This is a genomic window from Planctobacterium sp. AWM4_229 (genome assembly GCF_056160305.1).
Window position 1 is genome coordinate 12,645 of sequence record NZ_JBSWWX010000001.1, and the last position, 19,514, is coordinate 32,158.

Sequence of the window (19,514 nt, forward strand, 5' to 3'; positions counted from 1 at the left end):
GGCAGGAGCTTTCAATAAAACCTGCACATAAGGATTAGGTTAATATGAGTTCAGTAATGCCCACACTCCCGCAAAAAGATTCTTCTGCTCAGCAAGCCGCCAGGGCTTTTCAACTGTCGGTTGCTGGCACATCTTTTAACTACATGAACACTTACATGCTGGGGGTGGCTTTATCGGCTGATCTGCCTGAAGGTGAAGAGTTTAATACACCTTATAAATTAAAACTTATCCCTATCGTGGCTACCATGATGGCTAACCTGATTGCTAATCTTGAGGACATGTTAGAGGAAGAGCGAGAGCTAACTAAAAAGCACTCAATTTTAGATCGGATTAAAGATGCCGCCAAAGAACTCATAGATTTTCAGGATACCAGTATCAGTGACAAGGTGGACGCAATAGGCGATATTTTTGATGCTCTTGATGATATTCCAGAAGCTATCGGGGTCGCCCTGGAAAGCTTACCCGGCAAGCTGCAAGAGAGTTTAAAAGCCATCAAAAAGTTGGCTAAAGAAGTAGAGAAGAATGGCCCCACTGCCATTCTTAAAAGCTCAATGTGGGATTTACTGTCCACCACTGAACGTCGGGAAATACTGGAAGCCGAAACTTGGGAGCGCTACAAGCAGCTGTTTCAGAAGATCCCAACGCCATTGATGCTGCAAATCGATGATGACAAAAAACCGTGGATGTCAGGTGGACAATTCCAGTGCATGGAGGACTGGTTTCTTGGCTACCTGCAAATCGGTGGCTTCAATACCACCATGTTGCGAGGCGTACGTGTCAATGCGCCTGAAAACTCCGACGTGGTGGAATTGGATAAGTTGTTGACTAAATTCCCTGTAACCGATGGGATATTGCGCACCGAACTTGGAGACGACACCATATCGCTAAAAGCCGCAGCTGAACAAAATCGCCTTTATGTTGTGGATTACGAATGCCTTGAAGGCGCAACGTGTGTCCCCGTGCATGGTGAAGAGCGCTTTTTAGGCGCGCCAATGTGTTTGTTTTATTTAAATCCCAATCCACCTGAAGGTTATCCTCAAACAGAAGGTGGGGCGCTACAGCCTATTGCCATTCAGTTATTACAAAAGCCGGATCCGGTAAAGGCCCCTATTTTCACTCCTAAAGATGCTGGTAATGCCAATGACGAAAACGGCTTTAAGTGGCAAATTGCCAAGTATTTCGTCAACGTGAGTAACGCTATACAGCACGAGTCTGTGGCTCACCTGGGGGATTGCCACTTGGAAATTGATCCCATGGTGGTCGCCGCTAACCGCAATCTGGCTAAAGTGCACCCGCTAATGGTGTTACTCAAGCCCCACTTCAGGTTCACTATAAATATCAATCAGAGTGCTCTGCACAGTCTAATTATTCCTGGCGGTGTTGTAGCCACAAATGTGGGGCCGCGCATCCAGGATACATGGGATTTAGTGGCTGAAGCGCATAAAGCCTGGAAATTTGATGATAACAACCCCGAGGTTGTTTTTGCCCGACGTGGTGTTGACACTATTCCCAATTTTCCATTCCGAGATGACACTATGCTGCTATGGCAGGCAACATTCAATTGGGTGTCAGACTACATCGATATTTATTACGCTAACGATGAAGACGTGGTGAAAGATTTCGAAGTGCAAAATTGGATCAACGAAATGGTGTCTGGTGATTATGCCGGCTTTAAAGGATTTGAACATTTGGTACAGAACAACGCTTCTGACGCTTTACCATGGTTGTTGGCCTCAAAAGATTATCTGAAACGCATTATCGCGCAGATTATTTATATCGCAGGACCACAGCATGCTTCAGTTAACTTCGCACAGTATCCGTTGATGTCATTTATGCCCAGTGTAGCTGGTACCATCTACGAGCCTGCACCGGGCGCAGATACGGTAATTAACAATGAAGAAGATTGTTGTAAATATTACCCGCCGTTGGATGTTGGCTCCTACACTTATCTGTTTGAATACCTTTTATCTAGTTTACAGTACGATACGTTCGGTCATTACGATGAAGGCGACGATAAAAAAGAAGGTCCTTACTTTGACGATAGCCGTGTAAATGCACCGTTGCAAAAGTTTCAAGCAAGCTTGAAGGAAATCGAATCTACAATACTAGAGCGCAATAAAACTCGACCAATGGAATATCCATTTCAGTATCCTTCGAAGATCCCTAATAGCATCAGCATTTAGTGGTTTCAAAAGGAGAGCATTGCTCTCCTTTTTTATTTATTTGCTGGTGTGATGTTTGTGGAGCCATTGAGACAGCGAATGAGTGCTCCTTCGGATAACCTACTGATGTCTGGCTTTTGTACATAATGCGCGATTATGTGGCCATAACTTCCATCGGCTAACATCGAATCAAAAGCCACTTGTAGTGCTTTGATTGTTTCAGGGCTGGTATTATTATTAATGGCCAGGTAATTACCGCCCAAGGCATCATCATTGAGCTCCAGCACTGGAATGACGTCATCAGGCTTCAATCCCACCTGTTCCAACTGAAAACTGAGGGTAAGTGAAGAGCCGATCATCAAATCCAGTTTTTGCTGGGCGAACATGAAGGTGTCTTCATGTTTATTAGAAAAGGTGATGTATTCATTGCCTTCAGTCAACCCGAGATCATGCAACACATCTTGATAGATATCGCCACGGGGAATGCCCACCGTGTAGTTGCTCAAATCCTCGCTATTTTTTACCACAATGTCGGCTCTTTCTTGCAAGCGATAAAAGCACGCATTACTGTAAACCAGAGGCCCTGCCCACTTAAAAAGATGTTCGCGTTTTGGGTACCTTGCAGTGGTAAACACCCCCGTATTTATGTTGTTCAACGCGTTACTGTAAGCGCGGTTCCAGTGGGCAAGCTCTATATCACATTGAATCCTGGCTCGTTTACAAGCAGTTGCGACAATCTCGTAGTTGATACCTCGCAACTCACTATTTTTTTTAAAATTGTAAGGCGGAAAAATTTCCGTGTAGAGTTTGAGCGAATTTGAATTTGAGCCAGTATCAGCCAAAGCCTCGTGGCAATGGGCCGAGAGAGTCATCATTGATGACAGAATTAAACAAACTGCCCCCTGGTAGCCCATAAATACACCATAGTTTTGCTAGTGAATAAGCATCCTTGTTATCGATTAAAAAAGCGGTAACGACTGGCAACACCCTGTAGTAAGTTTGAAAAGGCTTTTGCCATTCTCGGGCCCAGATAATTATCCAGCAACTGACCCAACAAAGGTAGTTTCATGGCAAACTCAGAAGTCCAATACACTTTGGTTTTTCCGTCAACTTCGCTGAACTCCATGCGCCCCATCGGGTGATAAATTCCCAGTGGCTTGGCATCGCGAACGCGATACTCCATTACCTTATTGGTTTCGAAACGTACTATCTCTTCTTGTAGTGTAGCACCGCTAAGTTTAACTTCACGTACGGCTCCTACCCCATTTGGCTCATCTCTACCAGATTTAAGTAATTGAGCCGCTTTAATCCCGGGGTATAAGTTGTAGTTTCCATGGTCTGTTAACATCTGAAACGCCGCGTCAATGGGCATATCTAAGACTTCTTCTACTTCTATTTTGTACAATGTAAATTCCTGATGTTTATCATTAATTATATTCAAATACCGTAGCACAACCGCTGAAGCTATCGAACGCGTTATCCCAGCGGCGCACATCATTGGCTTTGCGCCAGCGCTGATGAAAAAACTCCAGCAGACATTCGCCGTCGGGTGTCTGCATGATCATGGTATTAAATTCCTCAACTTGTTCGAATGGTGGATAGGAATCTCTGATACCCCAGGTTAAACCACCTTTATCTTGTGCATAGGCTAGCCAAAATTCCCGCAAGTCCAGCCAGCTTTGGGACTTGGCATGCCATGCTTTTTGTTCGCCTTTGAATTGCATTACTTTGCCGGGTCTCGGCGTAGCTTGAGCCGCAGCAAATCCGCTGTACAAGCAGAATGTCAGGCATAGCAGTGCCATTCTCATGTTGATTTAAGCCTGATTCAAAAAAGTTATTTCCCGTTGTGGGAACGGGATGGCGATTTTGTTTGCCTTGAGTGTATCCCAGATGAGCTTATTCACTTGGTAACGAGAGGCATAGAGCTTGTTGGTTTCCACCCAATAACGCAATTCAATGTTCACTGAGCTGTCTCCAAATTCAGCGATCCCAATCAGTGGTGCGGGCTCCTGGGTAACTAATGCGCAGTTTTGAATGGCCTCTTTTAGCAACGAGACTACATTGTCCATATCTGAGTCATAAGCCACACCCACTTGCATTTCCGTTAAAGTAAAGTGCTTAGAGTTGTGCAGAATTTCACCGACAATGTGTTTGTTGGGAATAAGGATCTCAACCCCGTCTTCGTCTTCTAGCTTTGTAAAGGCCAAGGTAATTTCTCTAACAACACCAGCGACACCTTCTACTTTTATGGTATCACCCACCACAAACGGACGTGCCAGAATTATGTTGAAACCAGCGCCATAGTTAGACAACAATCCTTGCACTGCTAAGCCAGCACCGAGACCCAGTGCACCAATGGCAGCAACAAATGGTGTGATGCTAATACCAATCATGTTTAAACAGATAATGGCAATCATCACCAAAATGGTAATTTTCACCACATTGCCAATGAACTGGGACAGCGTTATATCAAGATTCTTGCGTTGGCACAGGGCGACAACACCTTTAGCAATGCGTTTGGCTATCACCAGCCCAACAATAAATACCAGCAAAGCGCCGAGCAACTGGAAGCTGTAGTTCACCAGGAAATTGACAATAATGTTGTAAATCTGCTGAACCTGTTCTAATTGTTCACTAGCGGTTTCATTCATGAGGAGAACTCGTTACTTTTAAGAATTAATAATTGAATGTGATTCTTATCATAACGAGTTAATTGTACTTCGCAATCGCCCTTTGCTTCAGATCGGTTTCTCGATAAGCTGATTGTGACTCTAAAAAGATGAAATAGTCACATCTTGAGTTTATCGTTTAACGTAGGCTCTAACATCCAGGTTTGCTACCTTCCAAAAAATGTTGCTTCACTGTAAGCACTATCGCCTGCACGATTTTCCACTTTGATCACAAATGGCGTAACGCGGTCATTGAGTGTGCTTGCGTCCAGGTTTATCGTGATTGGATGCTTCACTAGTTGATTAGGGCCGATGGTTACCACCTTTTCAGCTACTATATTGGCACCGGGTAAATCTTCTGTTGATAAAGAAACCAGCTGGCTTGACTGGGTTTTATTCATTATCACCAAGGTATATACGTTCTCAATATTGCCATTAGGCGCTTCTCTGAATAGCGCGTTTCTGTCTCGGATCACATTTAAATCAAGAGGCTCAAGGTTAATAACACTTTCAATCAATAGGCCTGTCATGACCAGCAATACCACAAAATAGCCAATAACCTTGGGACGCAGTAAAGAGGATTGTTTGTGTTTCGCTGCTTGTTTGTCGTTTTGCTTGAGATTGTTAGCGGAGGTATAGCTGATCAGACTAGATTCATAGCCCATATTCGCCATAACGCCATTGCAGGCATCCACACAAGCGCCGCAGTTTATACATTCATATTGCAGTCCATTTCTAATGTCGATACCGGTAGGACACACTTGTACACAAAGGTTACAGTCAATACAGTCCCCTAGCCCTTTGCTTTTATATTGTTGTTGGGTAAGTCTTTTAGGACGTGGTCCACGCCCTTCTCCTCGATACGCGTTGTAGGTTACCGTGTAAGTATCTTCATCAAACATGGATGATTGAAAACGAGAATATGGGCAGATATGGGTACACATGATTTCTCGCAACCAGCCCGCATTACCATAAGTACAAGCGGTAAAAAGCACTATATAAAACCCGGTCCAAAATCCGATGTTAAGCTGGCTAAGTTGCAACAACATAGGTTGAATCGGAGTGAAGTAACCTACAAAGGTTGTAGCGGTCAATGCTGAAATAGTGAGCCACAAACTATGTTTTAAGCCTTTTTTCATGGCTTTTTGCTGAGACATAGATTGTTTATCAAGATTTATACGTTTATTTCGTGCCCCTTCAGTTTTTTCTTCTATCCATACAAATAAAAAAGTGAACACCGTTTGCGGGCACATAAATCCACACCAGACCCGGCCCCAAATGGCAGTAACAAAAAACAGTGCAAATGCGGCAACAATAAATAACCATGCCAATATGGTGAAATCTTGTGGCCAAAGAGTCAGGCCAAAAAAATGAAACTTTTGATGGACAAAATCCAGTAATATCGCTTGTTTACCATTGTATTGAAGCCAAGGTAAGACCAGAAACATCAGTAAAAAATACAGCCCGGTGTAGCGTCTCAGGTTTTCAATTTTGCCCTTAACAGAGCGAATATAAATCTTATTTCTTTTACTCGAAGCATCGAGAGACTGTACTGCCGCTCTCTCCTGCGTTTTAGGCACCTGAGTAATATCTTTGATTTCAATACGCTGTTGTTGCTGCACACCATTCATGATTTATTCGCCCTGACTGTCACTAACTTTGAACGCCAGCATGATATCCAGTAATATAATTGGGTACAGTTACAGCTATTTGTTTTATGATAGGTACAGATTGCGAATGAAAAAATATCAGCAGATTGCGCAAGCATTAGAAGCGGCTATCGACAAAGGTGTTTATTGTCCGGGCGATAAGTTACCTTCCATAAGGCGTTTGGCTGCTGATTTAAAAGTGGCGAAAAATACAGTGATTGCCGCACTGTATCAATTGGAATCGAGAAACTTGATAGAGGCGCAGCCCAAAAGTGGCTTTACCGTGTGTTCCATTATTCATAACAAACCACCTGAATCCCCTAAATTTGACACTATTAGTCCCGCCAGCGTGCAGACTCCGGAATTATTGAGAGAGATTATCGCCAAGGGAGCGGCTTTTGACATTAAGCCGGATGAAACACCTGAGCAAGAAAACCGTTTAATCAGCAAACTTTATCGTCTGATAAATAAAACGATGCGCAAAAACAGTGTCCGTAACGCTTCATACTATGATGAGCCGGAAGGTGCAGTAGTCTTAAGAGAGCAAATTGCCTGGCATTACAGTAAGTTTGGCGTATCGTTAAACCGTAACCAAATCGCCATTTCCGGCGGTTGCCAACACGCCTTGTTGATGGCACTAATGGCCACCTGTAAGCCAGGAGATAATGTGGTCATTGAGTCTCCCGGCTTTTATGGCGTAATACAGCTGCTTGATGAGCTTGGCTTAAATGCCATCGAAGTACCATGCAATAACGTCTCGGGAATTGACGTAAATACGCTTAAACATGTGGTTTCTGAGTACGACGTTCGAGCTTGTGTGGTTACTCCCGCCTTTTCAACTCCGACCGGGGCTTGCATGCCTGATGAAGCTAAAAAAACTCTGGCACTGCTGGCAGAAGACCACGAATTTGCCGTTATAGAGGATGATATTTACGGTGATTTAGGATTTCAATTCAGACCCAAACCTATTAAGCACTTTGATACTCATGAGCGGGTGATTTTATGCGGTTCCTTTTCAAAAACGCTATCTCGTGAACTTAGAGTGGGCTGGATTGCAGGAGCAAGATGGCATAACGCTATATGTCGCTTAAAATTAGTAAGCTTACTGGCCGGAAACACATCTATACAAGTGGCGCTGGCTCAATTTATGGCATCCGGCGACTATCAGCGTTATTTAAAACAACGAGTTAAGCAACTAGAGCAAAATAGAAATGCGCTGTTAAGCTACCTGCAAAATCAGTGGGCTGAGGAGATACAATATACTTCTCCGATTGGAGGTCTTTGTATCTGGGTGAAGCTACCCGCACAAATGGACACCGTCTCTCTTTATCATAAAGAATTAAGGCAAGGTATTGTATTAACCCCCGGCGCACTTTTCACCTCCCATAAAGACTTCTCAAATTACCTGCGATTGAGCTTTTGTCATCCTGTTACGGAGGGACGGGGGAAGGCTTTGTTAAAGGTAATAAAGTTAATATCAAGCCGGTGATATGGGGTTTGCTTTTTATATATTAACAAGTGCAACCGAAAGATTTGCTCGAGGTAAAAATAAACAAGCAACACCTTTAGGTGTTGCTTAATGATTAATAACCGTAGATTCTTAATTCTTGAGAGCAGGCTAAATTACCGCCATTATTACTTGCAACATTCCAACGATAATAACGATACATTGAAGTCGGAGTGTTAAACTCTCTAACCTCTCCACTTTGCCATGCCGTTTGATCTTCAGGTTGATGTATCACCGTCCAATTGACGTCATCGTTTGAGCCTTCAAAGGTCCAAGATTTAAAACTGAATGATGTCGCATCATCTCTACCTCTCATCGTGTATGAGGTCACAAATTTGGCATCATAAAAATCAACTTTTATCCAACCTGACTTCCCTTCAAAACACTGCCCATATTTCCACGAAGAAGTATTTTCATTAAAGGCTTTCCATGGGTAGAGTATGACATTATTGCTCACACTATTATGACTTGAACTTGATGAGATCGTTATAGGGGACGCACTATCATTGCTTGATAAGGTAGGTACCAAAGACTGGCTTTCGGGAATTTCCACACGAACCAGATTAAAATCTCCAGACTCACCATTTGGGCCATACCATGTGCCCGTAAAACCTTGCAGGAAGTCTCCGTGGCCAAGATATTCAATAACCTCTTGCTGCTTAGAGAAACGAAATTTTATTCTTTCAACATTTCCAGCACCATTAGAGATATTGTTTCTTTGTTCGACATTACCACTAATGAAGTCGACTTCAGCGGTTTCACTCAAAGCACCAATAAAATTATTTGCTAAAAATTCAAGTTGTAGTTGAGTGAACTCAGCATTCACAGAATCGACAACACCATCCAGTAAGTTATCGCGTTCCAATTGCCATGATAATGTCTCTGCATAGCTAACGCCGGTAAACGATAGTAGTGGAATAAGGCTTTTAACTATTTTTCTCATAAATCTCCAAAAATATTTACCCCTTTTGATTATCATAATCCACATCCGGGCTTTGCTGAATAGAAAGTTTTTGGAATCGATTTAAAATGATTGGTGTCTCACCAATGCCAGAAGCCTGTTTTTAAACACTTCCAGAGTGGCGGATGTATTGCCAGATAGTAAAATATGGTGTCCTATGCGAAGCTGACCAAAATCCTGTTAAACACTGTTCATTAGATGGCGTATGGCCAGAAGTTTATTGTGCCAGCAGGTTCTGTGTGCCTACTCAATAAGCGCATTGTGGCTGTATCAAGGCACTGTTGTAATCCCCTGTCACTTGCAAAACTTCATAGGACTCGTCCATGCTTTTGGGGCCTGCACTGCTTAATCAAAGAACTCATCGTCATCCTGCTCATGATTTACGTCCACTGAAGTGTTGAATGAAGATACCAGCTGCAACAAATGTTCTGACTGTTGACTCAGGGCGGAACTTGCTGTCGACACCTCTTCAACCAGGGCCGCATTTCGTTGGGTATTCATGTCCATTTCATCTACAGCGATGAAGACCTGTTCAATGCCAACGCGCTGATCGGCCGCGTCTTCACTGATTTGATTAATCGAGCTAGTCACCTCAGAAACGGCCTCGACAATGTTATTCAGCGTACTACCCGCCTGATTCACCAACGCCGTACCTTCATTGACCTTATTACCACTTTCTGTAATCAGGTCGGCAATTTCTTTTGCTGCCTGAGCGGAGCGCTGTGCCAGGTTACGCACTTCGGTTGCCACTACCGCAAACCCTCTGCCGGATTCACCGGCTCTAGCTGCTTCAACCGCGGCATTAAGGGCCAGCAAGTTTGTCTGAAAAGCAATTTCATCGATGACACCAATAATATCGGAGATTTTATTACTGGAATCATCAATTTGCTTCATCGCCGCCATGGTCTGTTCAACAACTTCTCCTCCCTGAATAGCGACTGATTTGGCGGCATTAGCGAGTCTTGCGGATTCTTCGGAAGCTTCCGTCGTGGTCACAACGCGCTGTTTAAATTCCCGCATTGTTGCATTCGTTTGTTCAAGGGACGCTGCCTGGGATTGAGTTCTATCCGCCAGATTCGTATTACCGTCCGAAATTTCATTAGCACCAGCACTCACGGTACTGGCTGTTGCCCTGATTTCGCCAACGATAGTACGAATAATGGCAACGGACTGATTGATGTTTTGTTTTAACTCACCAAAGGTGCCACTGTAGTCATTCTCAATGGACTTAGTCAGGTTGCCATCAGCCAGGGCTTTGGCTACTACCGAGGTGTCCGAGATGATGTTTTCATTCACATCTACCAATTGGTTGATACCCTCACTCAGAGATGCAAAGAACCCCTGTTTGTCTGCCAGGTCAATTCGGTTCGACAGGTCACCTTTATTGGCGGCATCCACCAGTTCCTGAATATCGCCTTCGATAACCTGACGCAACTTCAATATCGTAGTATTGGCGTCCTGTTTAAGGCGATCGAAATCTCCCTGATAATCAGAGGTGATCGTTTTAGACAGGTCGCCCTGTGCCAGTGAACCTAACACCATGACAGTATCCTCAACGACTTGTTGACTGGTGGCCAGAATGTCATTGATACCTGCAGACAGACGCTCGTAGAAACCGGCCTTATCAGAGAGTGGGATACGGTTGTTCAAGTTGCCCGCTCTGGCATTGTCGACGATGATTTGAATTTCCTGTTCGATAACCTGGTCCAGTTTTGCAATCGTATCATTGGCGTCCTGTTTCAATTTATCAAAATCCCCAAGATACTCCGACGTAATCTTACAGGACAGGTCGCCGGATGATAAGCCATCCAAAACCGCACCGGTATCGGTGACAATCTGTTCATTGATAGCTACCAGTTCGTTAATACTGCTACTGAGCTTCAAAAAGAATCCGGCTTTACCAGTAATGTCTATACGTTTGCTTAAATCACCGCTCAGGGCAGCATTGACAATAGCCTGAATATCTCCCTCAATCACTAGCGTGAGATTGGCTACGGTGTTGTTCGCATCAGACTGGAGCTTGGCAAATGATCCCTGGTAATCTTTTTGTATTCGTTTTGACAGGTCACCTTTGGACATTGCATCAAAAACATCAATGGTTTCACTGATTATACTTTCGCTGTTATCTACAAGGGTATTAATGCCTTCACTCAAGGAACGGTAAAATCCTTCTTTGCCCTGCAATTCTAGTCGGTTGGTTAAATCGCCTTTTTCCGCTTTATCCACCAACAATTGAATATCACCTTCAATCACCTGTTTGAGTTTATCTATGGTGGCATTGGCATTTCGTTTTAAAGTGTCAAATTCCCCCCGGTATTCCCGAGAAATCGTCTGAGAAAGGTCACCTTCAGCCAACGCACCAATCACTCGCCCTGTATCACTGACAATGTCTGCCGAGACGGTGACTAGTTCATTAATGCCTTCACACAACTCTTTAAAACATCCAGGCTTGTCATCCAACCGAATTTGTTGATGTAAGTCGCCATTCTGCGCGGCGCTCACCAAACTTTGAACGTCTTTATTTATCACTTGAGACAGTTTGGACTGCATGGCGTGCATAGAGGCCAGGACGCGTTCAATCTCATTGTTTGAATGGTTAGAATGACGTTCACCACCTTCTTCAACAGCAATGTTACCGCGAGCTATTTGCTCCAGTGAATGAACGATAGACTGAATAGGACCGAACAACGTTTTATTCAAAAACCACACCGAAAAGCCGATGACCACCACTCCTAAAACCAAATACAAAATTAGGACGCTATTGCGCAGTTGCCACATTTCATTACTTAACTGTGTATTGTCAATTGCGGCATCAATCATGATGGTTTTAGCATCTGACTGATTCACAATGGAGTAGCTAGCAACGACAAATTCACTCAAATCCGCAGGCCAGTGCTGTGAACGATATAATATTTGACCCTGTTGGTTTTTCAATTGGATTGGACTGGATAGTGGTTCTTCCATTATCTTCAGATTGTGGGTGGGGTCGACAACGATTTCGCCATACCCACGTAGTCGTAAACCGCCTATAGGAAAGACCAGAGAATAATACGCATCCTGACCTCTTACCCAAGAGTATAAGATGAGTTTTAATCTGTCTGTACCTTCTCGGGATTCAAGGATAGATTTTAAAGATGCGTCAAAGGATTGGCCGTCAAGCTCTCCGTTTTCACTTTCAGCTACAAAATTTAACTCTGCGTCGAAAGCGCGAATCTTTTTAATGTTCAACAAACCTGCTGTCTGAAATCGACGACTGAAAGGCTCGTCTAGTTTCATTGTCAAATCTGGTGCAGCGTCAGTTGAGCTTAACGATTTTGAGAAGGCCCGACGAAGCGCTTTATCCGACTGCATTTCTTCTCCCAGCTCGCTCACTAGCGCCGAGAGTTTTGAGATAGCGTCTTGGGAAGTTACTTCAATAAAACGGGAACTGATCCGGGAATTTGCCGAAAAGGCCTGTTGTTTATAAAAGGTTGACGTTAACGCTGCTACGATAACGGTTAACACTGCAAATATGGCAATGAGACCTAAAACGAGCCATTTTATGGATATTTTCTGCATTCGTGCCCCTTCCTTCACCTTTAATAGCGTTAATGCCACCAATTAAATGCCATACTTGCTCACTGTATGTCAGCGAATATTCAGCTGATTCTCAGATATTTTTGATACCCAGATAAGCATAGACTCAAATCACGGCAATCAACATATTGATTAAACACCTACCAGATTGACTTGTCTGTCGATCCACCCAATGGCTTTATCCTGGGCGTAAAAGACATCAAATGCAGATTTACACAGGATCTTGTCTATTTCACATAGCTCTACGGTGATATTCCTCACGGCTACGACCGCTACACATACGATATTTGGGTCGCTATTTAATGTTTCATACAGGGCAGCCGGTTCATAGGAGTATTCATTGTGCCGATCAATTAACAGACCATACTTTTGCTTTCCCGTCATAGTTTTAAGTTGAGCAAAACAATCTACGATGGCGTCTTTAGACATATTTGCACCTGAAGGTACGGTAATGGCAATACATTTTTCCGATAACCGTTGTATATAGTCAGCCATTTACCCTCCTGATCGCCTGACCGTATTGTCGCAGTTAGCGATGATGCCGTTTTGCAGACTGATTTTCGTCTGTTAGAACAAAGTAACTGACCGACTCAATCAGGCTCTCGGCAATAGCCAATAATTGCTGACTTTGTTTCGCCGTATCATCAGCGACAGAGGAATTGCGTTCACTGATGTCTTTTATCCGCAGTACGTTCTGATTGATTTCATTCACAACAGCCGTTTGCTCCTCAGCGGCGGTGGCAATTTGCATGTTGACATCATTCATATGAAGTAGTGCATCGGATACTCTTTCGATAGCCTCGCCAGTATTCTGGCTATCTGTTACCGTCATCTCAGTGGTTTTTCTGCTTTCCGTCATACTGCTTACGGCGTCATTAGCCCCGTTTTGTAACTGAGAGACCCGATTACGTATATCATTTGCCGCTTCATTGGTCATTGTCGCCAGGGAACGGACTTCATCTGCGACAACAGCAAATCCACGTCCGGCTTCACCAGCACGAGCCGCTTCTATTGCCGCATTCAATGCCAGCAGGTTTGTTTGATCAGAAATGCCGGAAATAACATCAAGAATGGAACTGATGTCCTGCGTTTCATGGCTGAGTTGTTGAATTTTACCTTCTGAGTTAAGGATTTTATCTGACAGGGTATTCACTGTATTAACCACACCGGTTACTGATGTTTTACCACCCTCACATTTATCTAAGGATTCCTGGGCAAGCCCGGACGCATGGCTGGTACTGGAAGCCACATCTGTCACTGTGGCATTCATTTCTTCCATTGCCGTGGCCACCAGAATTGTCTGGTCCTGTTGTTCAATCATGCAACGTTTTGTTTGTTCTGTTGCATCATATAACTGATGAGCCGAATTAAGCAGGGTATCGCCATTATTCTTTATTAATTGAATATTGCCTGACAGCTTATTGACCAGCTTTTCTAGCGAGTTACTAAGGACATAGGCCTCATTTACACCGTAATTATTAATTTTTACCGCCAGGTTCCCCTGAGAAACCTGGTCCAGTTCTTCCACAATCGTTTTGATTGGGGTAAATAATGTTTTATTCAAAAATAATATGGAGAACACCATGACCAGACCGCCCACCACCAGATAAAAAATGAAGACGGTATTTCGTGTACTGCTCATTTCACCGCTTAACTGGGAATTATCAATCGCAGTCTCAATAACCATTGTGGCCTTGCCGGACTGATTTTTCATGCTGTAGGAAGATACCACGAAGTTAGCGATATCTTTTGGCCAGTTGGGCGAAGAGTATAAGGCTTTCCCCTGGCTTGAAATCAGGCGTATAGGACTAGAAAGTGGCTCTTCCATACTTTTTAAATTATGACTTGGCTCTACCACTATTTCACCATAGCCTTTCAGGCGTAAGCCGCCAATCGGGAAGAAAGTCGAAAAGTAAGTATTACCGTTGGACTCCCATGAATCGTGAAACAACTTGAGCCTATCGGTTCCGTCTCGAGACAGCATTAAGGTTTTAATCGCACCATCAATCGAATCTGATGACAAATCGCCTTCGGTACTTGCCGCAATCAACTTGAGTTCCGTGTCATAAACCCGCACCTTTTTAAGGTTTAACAAGCCTGCGGTATGGTAACGCCGATGAAATGATTCATTCAGTTGCTCCGACAGACTAAATCGGTCAGCGCTCCCTTTTAAAATCTTATTGAAATTTCGTCTAAGTGTTTTATCGGATTGCAGTTCTTCCCCCAGTTGGTTTGTCAAATCAGAGAGGGAAGATACGGCTTCATTGCTGGTAACCTCTATAAAGCGGGAACTGATACGTTTGTTGGCGGAAAACGCCTGATCTTTATATAAAGCTGAAGTAATGGCTGCTCCCACCAAAGAAAGCAACGCAAACACTATAATGACACCTAAAACCAACCACTTTATAGAGATCCTCTGAATCATTGTTTCTGCTTTTCCCCGTTGCTATTTCGTTACCGGAAGACCTTTTTCAATCCATTCTTCCCAGCCTCCACGGAACCAATATATGTTGGTATAACCTTCGGCTAATGCCATTTTAGAAGCTTTAACACTTCTACCACACTTAGGGCCATTACAATAAAATATGACCGGTGTGTCTTTTGTGGCGATATGCTCAGCCAGTTTCGCAGGCGTAGTGTCTATATCAGGCAGAGCAACAGCACCTTCGATATAACCACCCGTTCTGTCCTTTGGAATACGAGAATCAATAATCACCAGGTTATCGAGTTCATCCACTAAATCAATGAGATCCTCTGCAGAGATAAGCGTGGTGCCCGGAATCGTATCAGGAGCTGTTCCTTCCGCAAATGCATTGGAAGAAAACACAAAGAAAATCAGAACTAAGTATTTAGAAATATGTCGCATTACGTCACCTTAATTTATTAAATAATCAATTGAATGTTAGTTTAGAATGAGAACTTGTAGCTCAGCCCCAGTGCTAATGTATCCCTGTCGTTTTGCATGTCATCATCAGCATTGACTTTACTGTAGAGTACATAAACAGTGGTTCCTTTTAGCACACTGTAAAATGCGCCCAGATTGACACCTGAACCATCGCTTGCCGCACTGGCATCTGACACGTCGCCATAAGACGCCGCCAGTTTAGTTTTTTTGTTGAGTTGATAGGTTGTAGAAACATATAAATATTTTTGAGAGTCGCCCATACTTGGGTCAATTGTTTCGTAGGATGCGCCGATGGACCATGGTCCCTGTTTATATTGACCGTGAACTCGCAGTGCAGTGCTGTCAGGCATGCTTTTCCCAACTACAGCAGTATCGCCGATATTGAGATATTGAATGCCCCCGGTGAATGACTTATTGGAATAGGCGATCCCGAAGTTCGTATCATGCTCGTCTGCGTCTGAATCATCAAGGTAGACACCAGCATTGAAAGTGAAATCCCCCATTTTATTTGAACTATAGGCTATCGTATTATCAGTCCAGCTGTTTGTTAAACCTGAAAGGCCATAGGTTGCACCACCAAGCCCTTTGCCCGCTGAGGTATCGTAAAATGGGTCAAGTTTAAGACCTGCCATTTTATATGGCGTTGAAGTACGACCAACAGTCAGCTTACCAAAAGAACCTTTAAGACCAGCCAAGAAGAAACGCTGAGTAAATGCGTCACCGTCGCCTGCGCCATCAATATTGACACCAGCCTGGAAGTGGTAAAACCCGGACAGGCCATCTACGATTTCGGTTTCACCTTTGAGACCAATACGAGACGCATTGTTCTCACCACTAGTGGTACTGGTTACGCCATTATCTATATGGTTGTACGAATAACGGATGTCTCCATACAACGTATTTGTTTGTGCCGCTGCGACCAAAGGCATTGAACCAAGGGCAAGAGCTAATAAAGATAAACGAGATACTGTGTGCACTGTGCTTTCCTCAGGTGTTTATTTACCACAATTAGTGAAAAAATGACCTTTGAGAGTTTTGACATGGAATCACTTTAGCCAGGAGTGGTAATATAACTAACGCCAAAAATTCAATGTTATTACTCTTCTTTTTTGTAAAATTTAAGCGGTCAAAACCTGATTCATCAACCAAAATGGTGCAAATTGCGACTAAAGTATTAAGGGGCATCTACTTACGCGGGGTAGCATTATTACTCAATACAAGAAGGGGCTGCTACAGATTTGGTCAGATTTCGACCGCTAAAAAAGACAGCGTTCAATTCAAATATCTATCCATTAAAAGAGAGATATATATTTATATGATTTTGATTTGTTTTTGTAATTTATCTAAAACTATTCTTCATAAATAACAGATGCTTAAATCAAAAGCGGCTAAGTCGATAGGAAGCTCGTCGGTACCTCAACTCTATAACAGGATTGTTGCCAGAAATGCTTATTTCGAAAGGGAAGCTCGATGACGCAGGACTAGCCTCTTCTGTTGTCCCTACTTGCTGAAAGTGCTTTTATACGTCAGGTTGTAGATATGGCTACAGCTCTAGATTACAGCGAGGACTATTCAAATCCAGACGCGCTTATGGCTTCAGAAATTTTGAAAATTATCGAATAAGAGTAATGACCCATTGTGGTTGGGTGAAGAGGGTGATTACGGGACCGAAGGTCCGGCCCTCTGAACGACTGGCCAACGGACGGCCAGGCCGGAAGCCCTTACCATGGATGGTTTCAACCATAGTGGTAGATTTCAGATATTACTGATTACATCCAGGAAATTGAATAATAAATAGAACTAGATGAATGCTGATCCCCCGTTTATGGGGTAGAGCCTGGGGTAGAGCCGAGCCGTGTGTTGGAATAAAATGGTGCCCGGGGCCGGACTTGAACCGGCACGATCTTACGATCGAGGGATTTTAAAACCTTTCTGGAAGTCACTAAATTAAAGAAATCACATATAAAACAAAAGGTTAAACGTTGCCTTTCTCCCCTTTACTACCCCTTTTATCCCCTTCCATGTAAGAAGAATGTAAGAAGAATCTTAAGCCTATTTGCGAAATGGGGATTTTCAAGCCTCTGAGATAACAAATAAATAAGCTATATATTTGTTTTAATTAGTTTTTAGTGATTACCTGTTTCATTGTCTTACATCGTAAACAAATTTCTTGGGACACTTATGGGACACATTCCCACATATTACAAAATCAATCGTGTTCAAGCTTTGGTGCAGAATGAGGTTTGTTTAGTTCTAATATTGCACTACAACTCTGACCGACTTTGTGAGTTACAGATAATACCTCATAGATATCGTCACCGGACTCAATTAGCTCACCCACCACAGGAACCCTTGAAAGCTCAATAATATTGGCACAAGAAGGATAAACAGGGATTACTTGTATTAGTACTGAAGTTCTAGACAATTGAATTACTCTGTTTCTAAAAGTGTATGCATCCTTTTTACGACCATGAAAGTGGTCAGAAACATATTTACCAATACGAAAATAATAAACGGATCTACAATAAACTGATTTATTTCATTGTATCTTAGAGATTTGAATACTATGTGAGATAAAGCTGAACCTACTATCAATAGTGATGATACAATTGAAAAACAAATATTATGATAAAGGTGCTTTAACAATCTATGTCGCATTGCTAGCTTTTCAATCTTCTGGATTTTAAGCCCATCAAGCTTCTGACTTTCTAGTTCTAACTTCCTATCAACTAGCTTTTTTTCTTGGTCGTAAACTAGTACCAATACACTCATCAACAGAGCTGAAAATATTGCACCGAAGTTTATAATTGCTTCGATAAACCTTTCACCAAGTTCAAACTCATTTATAGCTGACAATACTGATAAAGCTGCAGGTAAAATAAAAAATGTAACGATATCGATTATCGAAACTTTTCCTGTTTTGTTATTAACTAAAGTGCTGAAATGCTCTTTTGTTAACGCAATAACATTTATTTTTAAACTCACCCGCTACCCCACAATACCTTCATGTTTGGCACAAATTAAAAAAGAATTACAACTTCAACTGAAATGCTTTTTTTCCAAACATACCTTTAAGGATATCATTGACCAGTTCCTTAGACCAATCCTTAACGGACTGTAATTCAGGTTGCTCGCCAATCAGTTCAACTTGAGAATTACCCGCTTCATCTTCAAATGGGATGTCGCATGCGACACCGCCTTTATTTACTCCTACTTCAAAAGTTCTTCTTTTGCCATTTAATTCAGCTGTAGCAGAAACCTTTGCACCCACCTTACTAAAAATCGATACGATGGGGTTTTGTTCTGACTTTGGGTCATCAAAACAATAAAAATCTTTAAGCGCACCGAAACTAGCAACGATACCCTTCTTTTCTGTTTTTGGACGTATAATAAACTCTGTGTTGCAGTTACCCATATTCTTTAGCTCTTCAGCAATATCTGAGCTAGGAACATAACCTTGAACACGTAAGCTTTTAACTCTTGCACCATTAACCCAATCTTTTACAGCATCGGTATGCGCGTAAGGATCCATCTGTAATGAAAATTGAGTTTTTTTACTGAAAACTGGTTTAAATAAGCCTTCGAAAAGCGTTTTAATCCCGACACCTCTGCTCTTATGTAACAGCGCTAGTCCTTCCGTAGCGTTTGGTGGGATAGTAAACATCACAAAATGCCTTAATACCTCAGCATCTTTCTCTGATTTTGGAAACCTGACTTCACCAGTGACAACATCAACTATGTCGGACTTAACACCATAATACCCTGCAACCAAAAATCCAGAAACGGTCCGGTTATTTTTGTCATAGTCAATATCAGTAAACTTGAACACTCTTTTTTCTTTTTCGTACAAATACACATGGGCTGATTTTTCTTTCATGAAATCATAAATTAGTTCCAATAAATCAACATTATTAACATTGTCAAGGTTATGATACTCAAACTTTTTTTGGTCATTTCTTCCCTTATAAGACCTTAGCGCATAGGGAGTCATTGCGTGCATTTTTTAATCCTTTTTTGTTTTTTACTTTAATCTGCAACAGCATCACTGCAATGTCAATTTGAATTCACACAAAAAATCAAAACAT

The 19,514-nt window shown here is 42.6% G+C and carries 16 protein-coding genes; 2 read left to right on the forward strand and 14 right to left on the reverse strand.

All coding sequences use genetic code 11. The features are described 5' to 3' along the window. Nucleotides 1–44 precede the first annotated feature (44 nt). The gene (locus tag ACXAGP_RS00045; RefSeq protein ID WP_475258817.1) at nucleotides 45–2,183 is read left to right on the forward strand and encodes a lipoxygenase family protein; all 2,139 of its coding nucleotides are present in this window, start codon (nucleotides 45–47) and stop codon (nucleotides 2,181–2,183) included. A gap of 32 nt (nucleotides 2,184–2,215) precedes the next feature. On the opposite strand, the gene ACXAGP_RS00050 is transcribed toward ACXAGP_RS00045, so the two are convergent. The 5 genes from ACXAGP_RS00050 to ccoG all read right to left on the reverse strand — a co-directional run bounded on the left by ACXAGP_RS00050 (nucleotide 2,216) and on the right by ccoG (nucleotide 6,462). Continuing rightward, nucleotides 2,216–3,076, reverse strand: coding sequence for a substrate-binding periplasmic protein (locus ACXAGP_RS00050; RefSeq protein ID WP_475258818.1), 861 nt, complete (start codon nucleotides 3,074–3,076; stop codon nucleotides 2,216–2,218). 38 nt (nucleotides 3,077–3,114) lie between these two features. Further along, complete coding sequence (locus ACXAGP_RS00055; protein WP_475258819.1) at nucleotides 3,115–3,567, reverse strand: SRPBCC family protein; 453 nt, start codon at nucleotides 3,565–3,567, stop codon at nucleotides 3,115–3,117. A gap of 22 nt (nucleotides 3,568–3,589) precedes the next feature. After that, on the reverse strand, nucleotides 3,590–3,970 hold the full coding sequence (locus ACXAGP_RS00060) for a hypothetical protein (protein ID WP_475258820.1): 381 nt from the start codon (nucleotides 3,968–3,970) through the stop codon (nucleotides 3,590–3,592). 6 nt (nucleotides 3,971–3,976) lie between these two features. Then, complete coding sequence (locus tag ACXAGP_RS00065) at nucleotides 3,977–4,813, reverse strand: mechanosensitive ion channel family protein (RefSeq protein ID WP_475258821.1); 837 nt, start codon at nucleotides 4,811–4,813, stop codon at nucleotides 3,977–3,979. Nucleotides 4,814–4,998: 185 nt separating this feature from the next. After that, nucleotides 4,999–6,462, reverse strand: coding sequence for a cytochrome c oxidase accessory protein CcoG (gene ccoG, locus ACXAGP_RS00070; protein ID WP_475258822.1), 1,464 nt, complete (start codon nucleotides 6,460–6,462; stop codon nucleotides 4,999–5,001). A 106-nt stretch (nucleotides 6,463–6,568) separates the two neighbouring features. Between ccoG and ACXAGP_RS00075 the strand changes: the two genes are divergently transcribed. After that, nucleotides 6,569–7,969, forward strand: coding sequence for an aminotransferase-like domain-containing protein (locus tag ACXAGP_RS00075; RefSeq protein ID WP_475258823.1), 1,401 nt, complete (start codon nucleotides 6,569–6,571; stop codon nucleotides 7,967–7,969). 94 nt (nucleotides 7,970–8,063) lie between these two features. Here ACXAGP_RS00075 and ACXAGP_RS00080 read toward each other — a convergent pair whose 3' ends face one another. The 9 genes from ACXAGP_RS00080 to ACXAGP_RS00120 all read right to left on the reverse strand — a co-directional run bounded on the left by ACXAGP_RS00080 (nucleotide 8,064) and on the right by ACXAGP_RS00120 (nucleotide 19,429). Next, nucleotides 8,064–8,930, reverse strand: coding sequence for a discoidin domain-containing protein (locus tag ACXAGP_RS00080; protein WP_475258824.1), 867 nt, complete (start codon nucleotides 8,928–8,930; stop codon nucleotides 8,064–8,066). Between the two features lie 363 nt (nucleotides 8,931–9,293). Further along, complete coding sequence (locus ACXAGP_RS00085; protein WP_475258825.1) at nucleotides 9,294–12,506, reverse strand: methyl-accepting chemotaxis protein; 3,213 nt, start codon at nucleotides 12,504–12,506, stop codon at nucleotides 9,294–9,296. Between the two features lie 150 nt (nucleotides 12,507–12,656). Continuing rightward, nucleotides 12,657–13,019 (reverse strand): hypothetical protein, encoded by a 363-nt coding sequence (locus ACXAGP_RS00090; protein ID WP_475258826.1) that lies wholly within the window; start codon nucleotides 13,017–13,019, stop codon nucleotides 12,657–12,659. A 34-nt stretch (nucleotides 13,020–13,053) separates the two neighbouring features. After that, complete coding sequence (locus ACXAGP_RS00095; protein ID WP_475258827.1) at nucleotides 13,054–14,949, reverse strand: methyl-accepting chemotaxis protein; 1,896 nt, start codon at nucleotides 14,947–14,949, stop codon at nucleotides 13,054–13,056. 21 nt (nucleotides 14,950–14,970) lie between these two features. Beyond that, a complete protein-coding gene (locus ACXAGP_RS00100; RefSeq protein ID WP_475258828.1) occupies nucleotides 14,971–15,390 on the reverse strand; it encodes a rhodanese-like domain-containing protein in 420 nt (139 codons plus the stop codon). 41 nt (nucleotides 15,391–15,431) lie between these two features. Further along, a complete protein-coding gene (locus ACXAGP_RS00105) occupies nucleotides 15,432–16,406 on the reverse strand; it encodes a porin (RefSeq protein ID WP_475258829.1) in 975 nt (324 codons plus the stop codon). A 1,232-nt stretch (nucleotides 16,407–17,638) separates the two neighbouring features. Then, entirely contained in the window at nucleotides 17,639–17,854 is a 216-nt protein-coding gene (locus ACXAGP_RS00110) for a hypothetical protein (RefSeq protein ID WP_475258830.1), read from the reverse strand. 5 nt (nucleotides 17,855–17,859) lie between these two features. After that, nucleotides 17,860–18,414 (reverse strand): hypothetical protein, encoded by a 555-nt coding sequence (locus ACXAGP_RS00115; protein WP_475258831.1) that lies wholly within the window; start codon nucleotides 18,412–18,414, stop codon nucleotides 17,860–17,862. 46 nt (nucleotides 18,415–18,460) lie between these two features. Next, nucleotides 18,461–19,429: a hypothetical protein gene (locus ACXAGP_RS00120; protein WP_475258832.1), complete on the reverse strand. Its 969-nt coding sequence runs from the start codon at nucleotides 19,427–19,429 to the stop codon at nucleotides 18,461–18,463. Nucleotides 19,430–19,514 lie beyond the last annotated feature (85 nt).

What these genes read in the sequence shown, in the direction of transcription:
- ACXAGP_RS00045 (WP_475258817.1), top strand. Translation starts at nt 45, where the DNA reads ATGAGTTCAGTAATGCCCACACTCCCGCAAAAAGATTCTTCTGCTCAG.
- ACXAGP_RS00050 (WP_475258818.1), bottom strand. Translation starts at nt 3,076, where the DNA reads ATGGGCTACCAGGGGGCAGTTTGTTTAATTCTGTCATCAATGATGACT.
- ACXAGP_RS00060 (WP_475258820.1), bottom strand. Translation starts at nt 3,970, where the DNA reads ATGAGAATGGCACTGCTATGCCTGACATTCTGCTTGTACAGCGGATTT.
- ACXAGP_RS00065 (WP_475258821.1), bottom strand. Translation starts at nt 4,813, where the DNA reads ATGAATGAAACCGCTAGTGAACAATTAGAACAGGTTCAGCAGATTTAC.
- ccoG (WP_475258822.1), bottom strand. Translation starts at nt 6,462, where the DNA reads ATGAATGGTGTGCAGCAACAACAGCGTATTGAAATCAAAGATATTACT.
- ACXAGP_RS00075 (WP_475258823.1), top strand. Translation starts at nt 6,569, where the DNA reads ATGAAAAAATATCAGCAGATTGCGCAAGCATTAGAAGCGGCTATCGAC.
- ACXAGP_RS00080 (WP_475258824.1), bottom strand. Translation starts at nt 8,930, where the DNA reads ATGAGAAAAATAGTTAAAAGCCTTATTCCACTACTATCGTTTACCGGC.
- ACXAGP_RS00085 (WP_475258825.1), bottom strand. Translation starts at nt 12,506, where the DNA reads ATGCAGAAAATATCCATAAAATGGCTCGTTTTAGGTCTCATTGCCATA.
- ACXAGP_RS00090 (WP_475258826.1), bottom strand. Translation starts at nt 13,019, where the DNA reads ATGGCTGACTATATACAACGGTTATCGGAAAAATGTATTGCCATTACC.
- ACXAGP_RS00095 (WP_475258827.1), bottom strand. Translation starts at nt 14,949, where the DNA reads ATGATTCAGAGGATCTCTATAAAGTGGTTGGTTTTAGGTGTCATTATA.
- ACXAGP_RS00100 (WP_475258828.1), bottom strand. Translation starts at nt 15,390, where the DNA reads ATGCGACATATTTCTAAATACTTAGTTCTGATTTTCTTTGTGTTTTCT.
- ACXAGP_RS00120 (WP_475258832.1), bottom strand. Translation starts at nt 19,429, where the DNA reads ATGCACGCAATGACTCCCTATGCGCTAAGGTCTTATAAGGGAAGAAAT.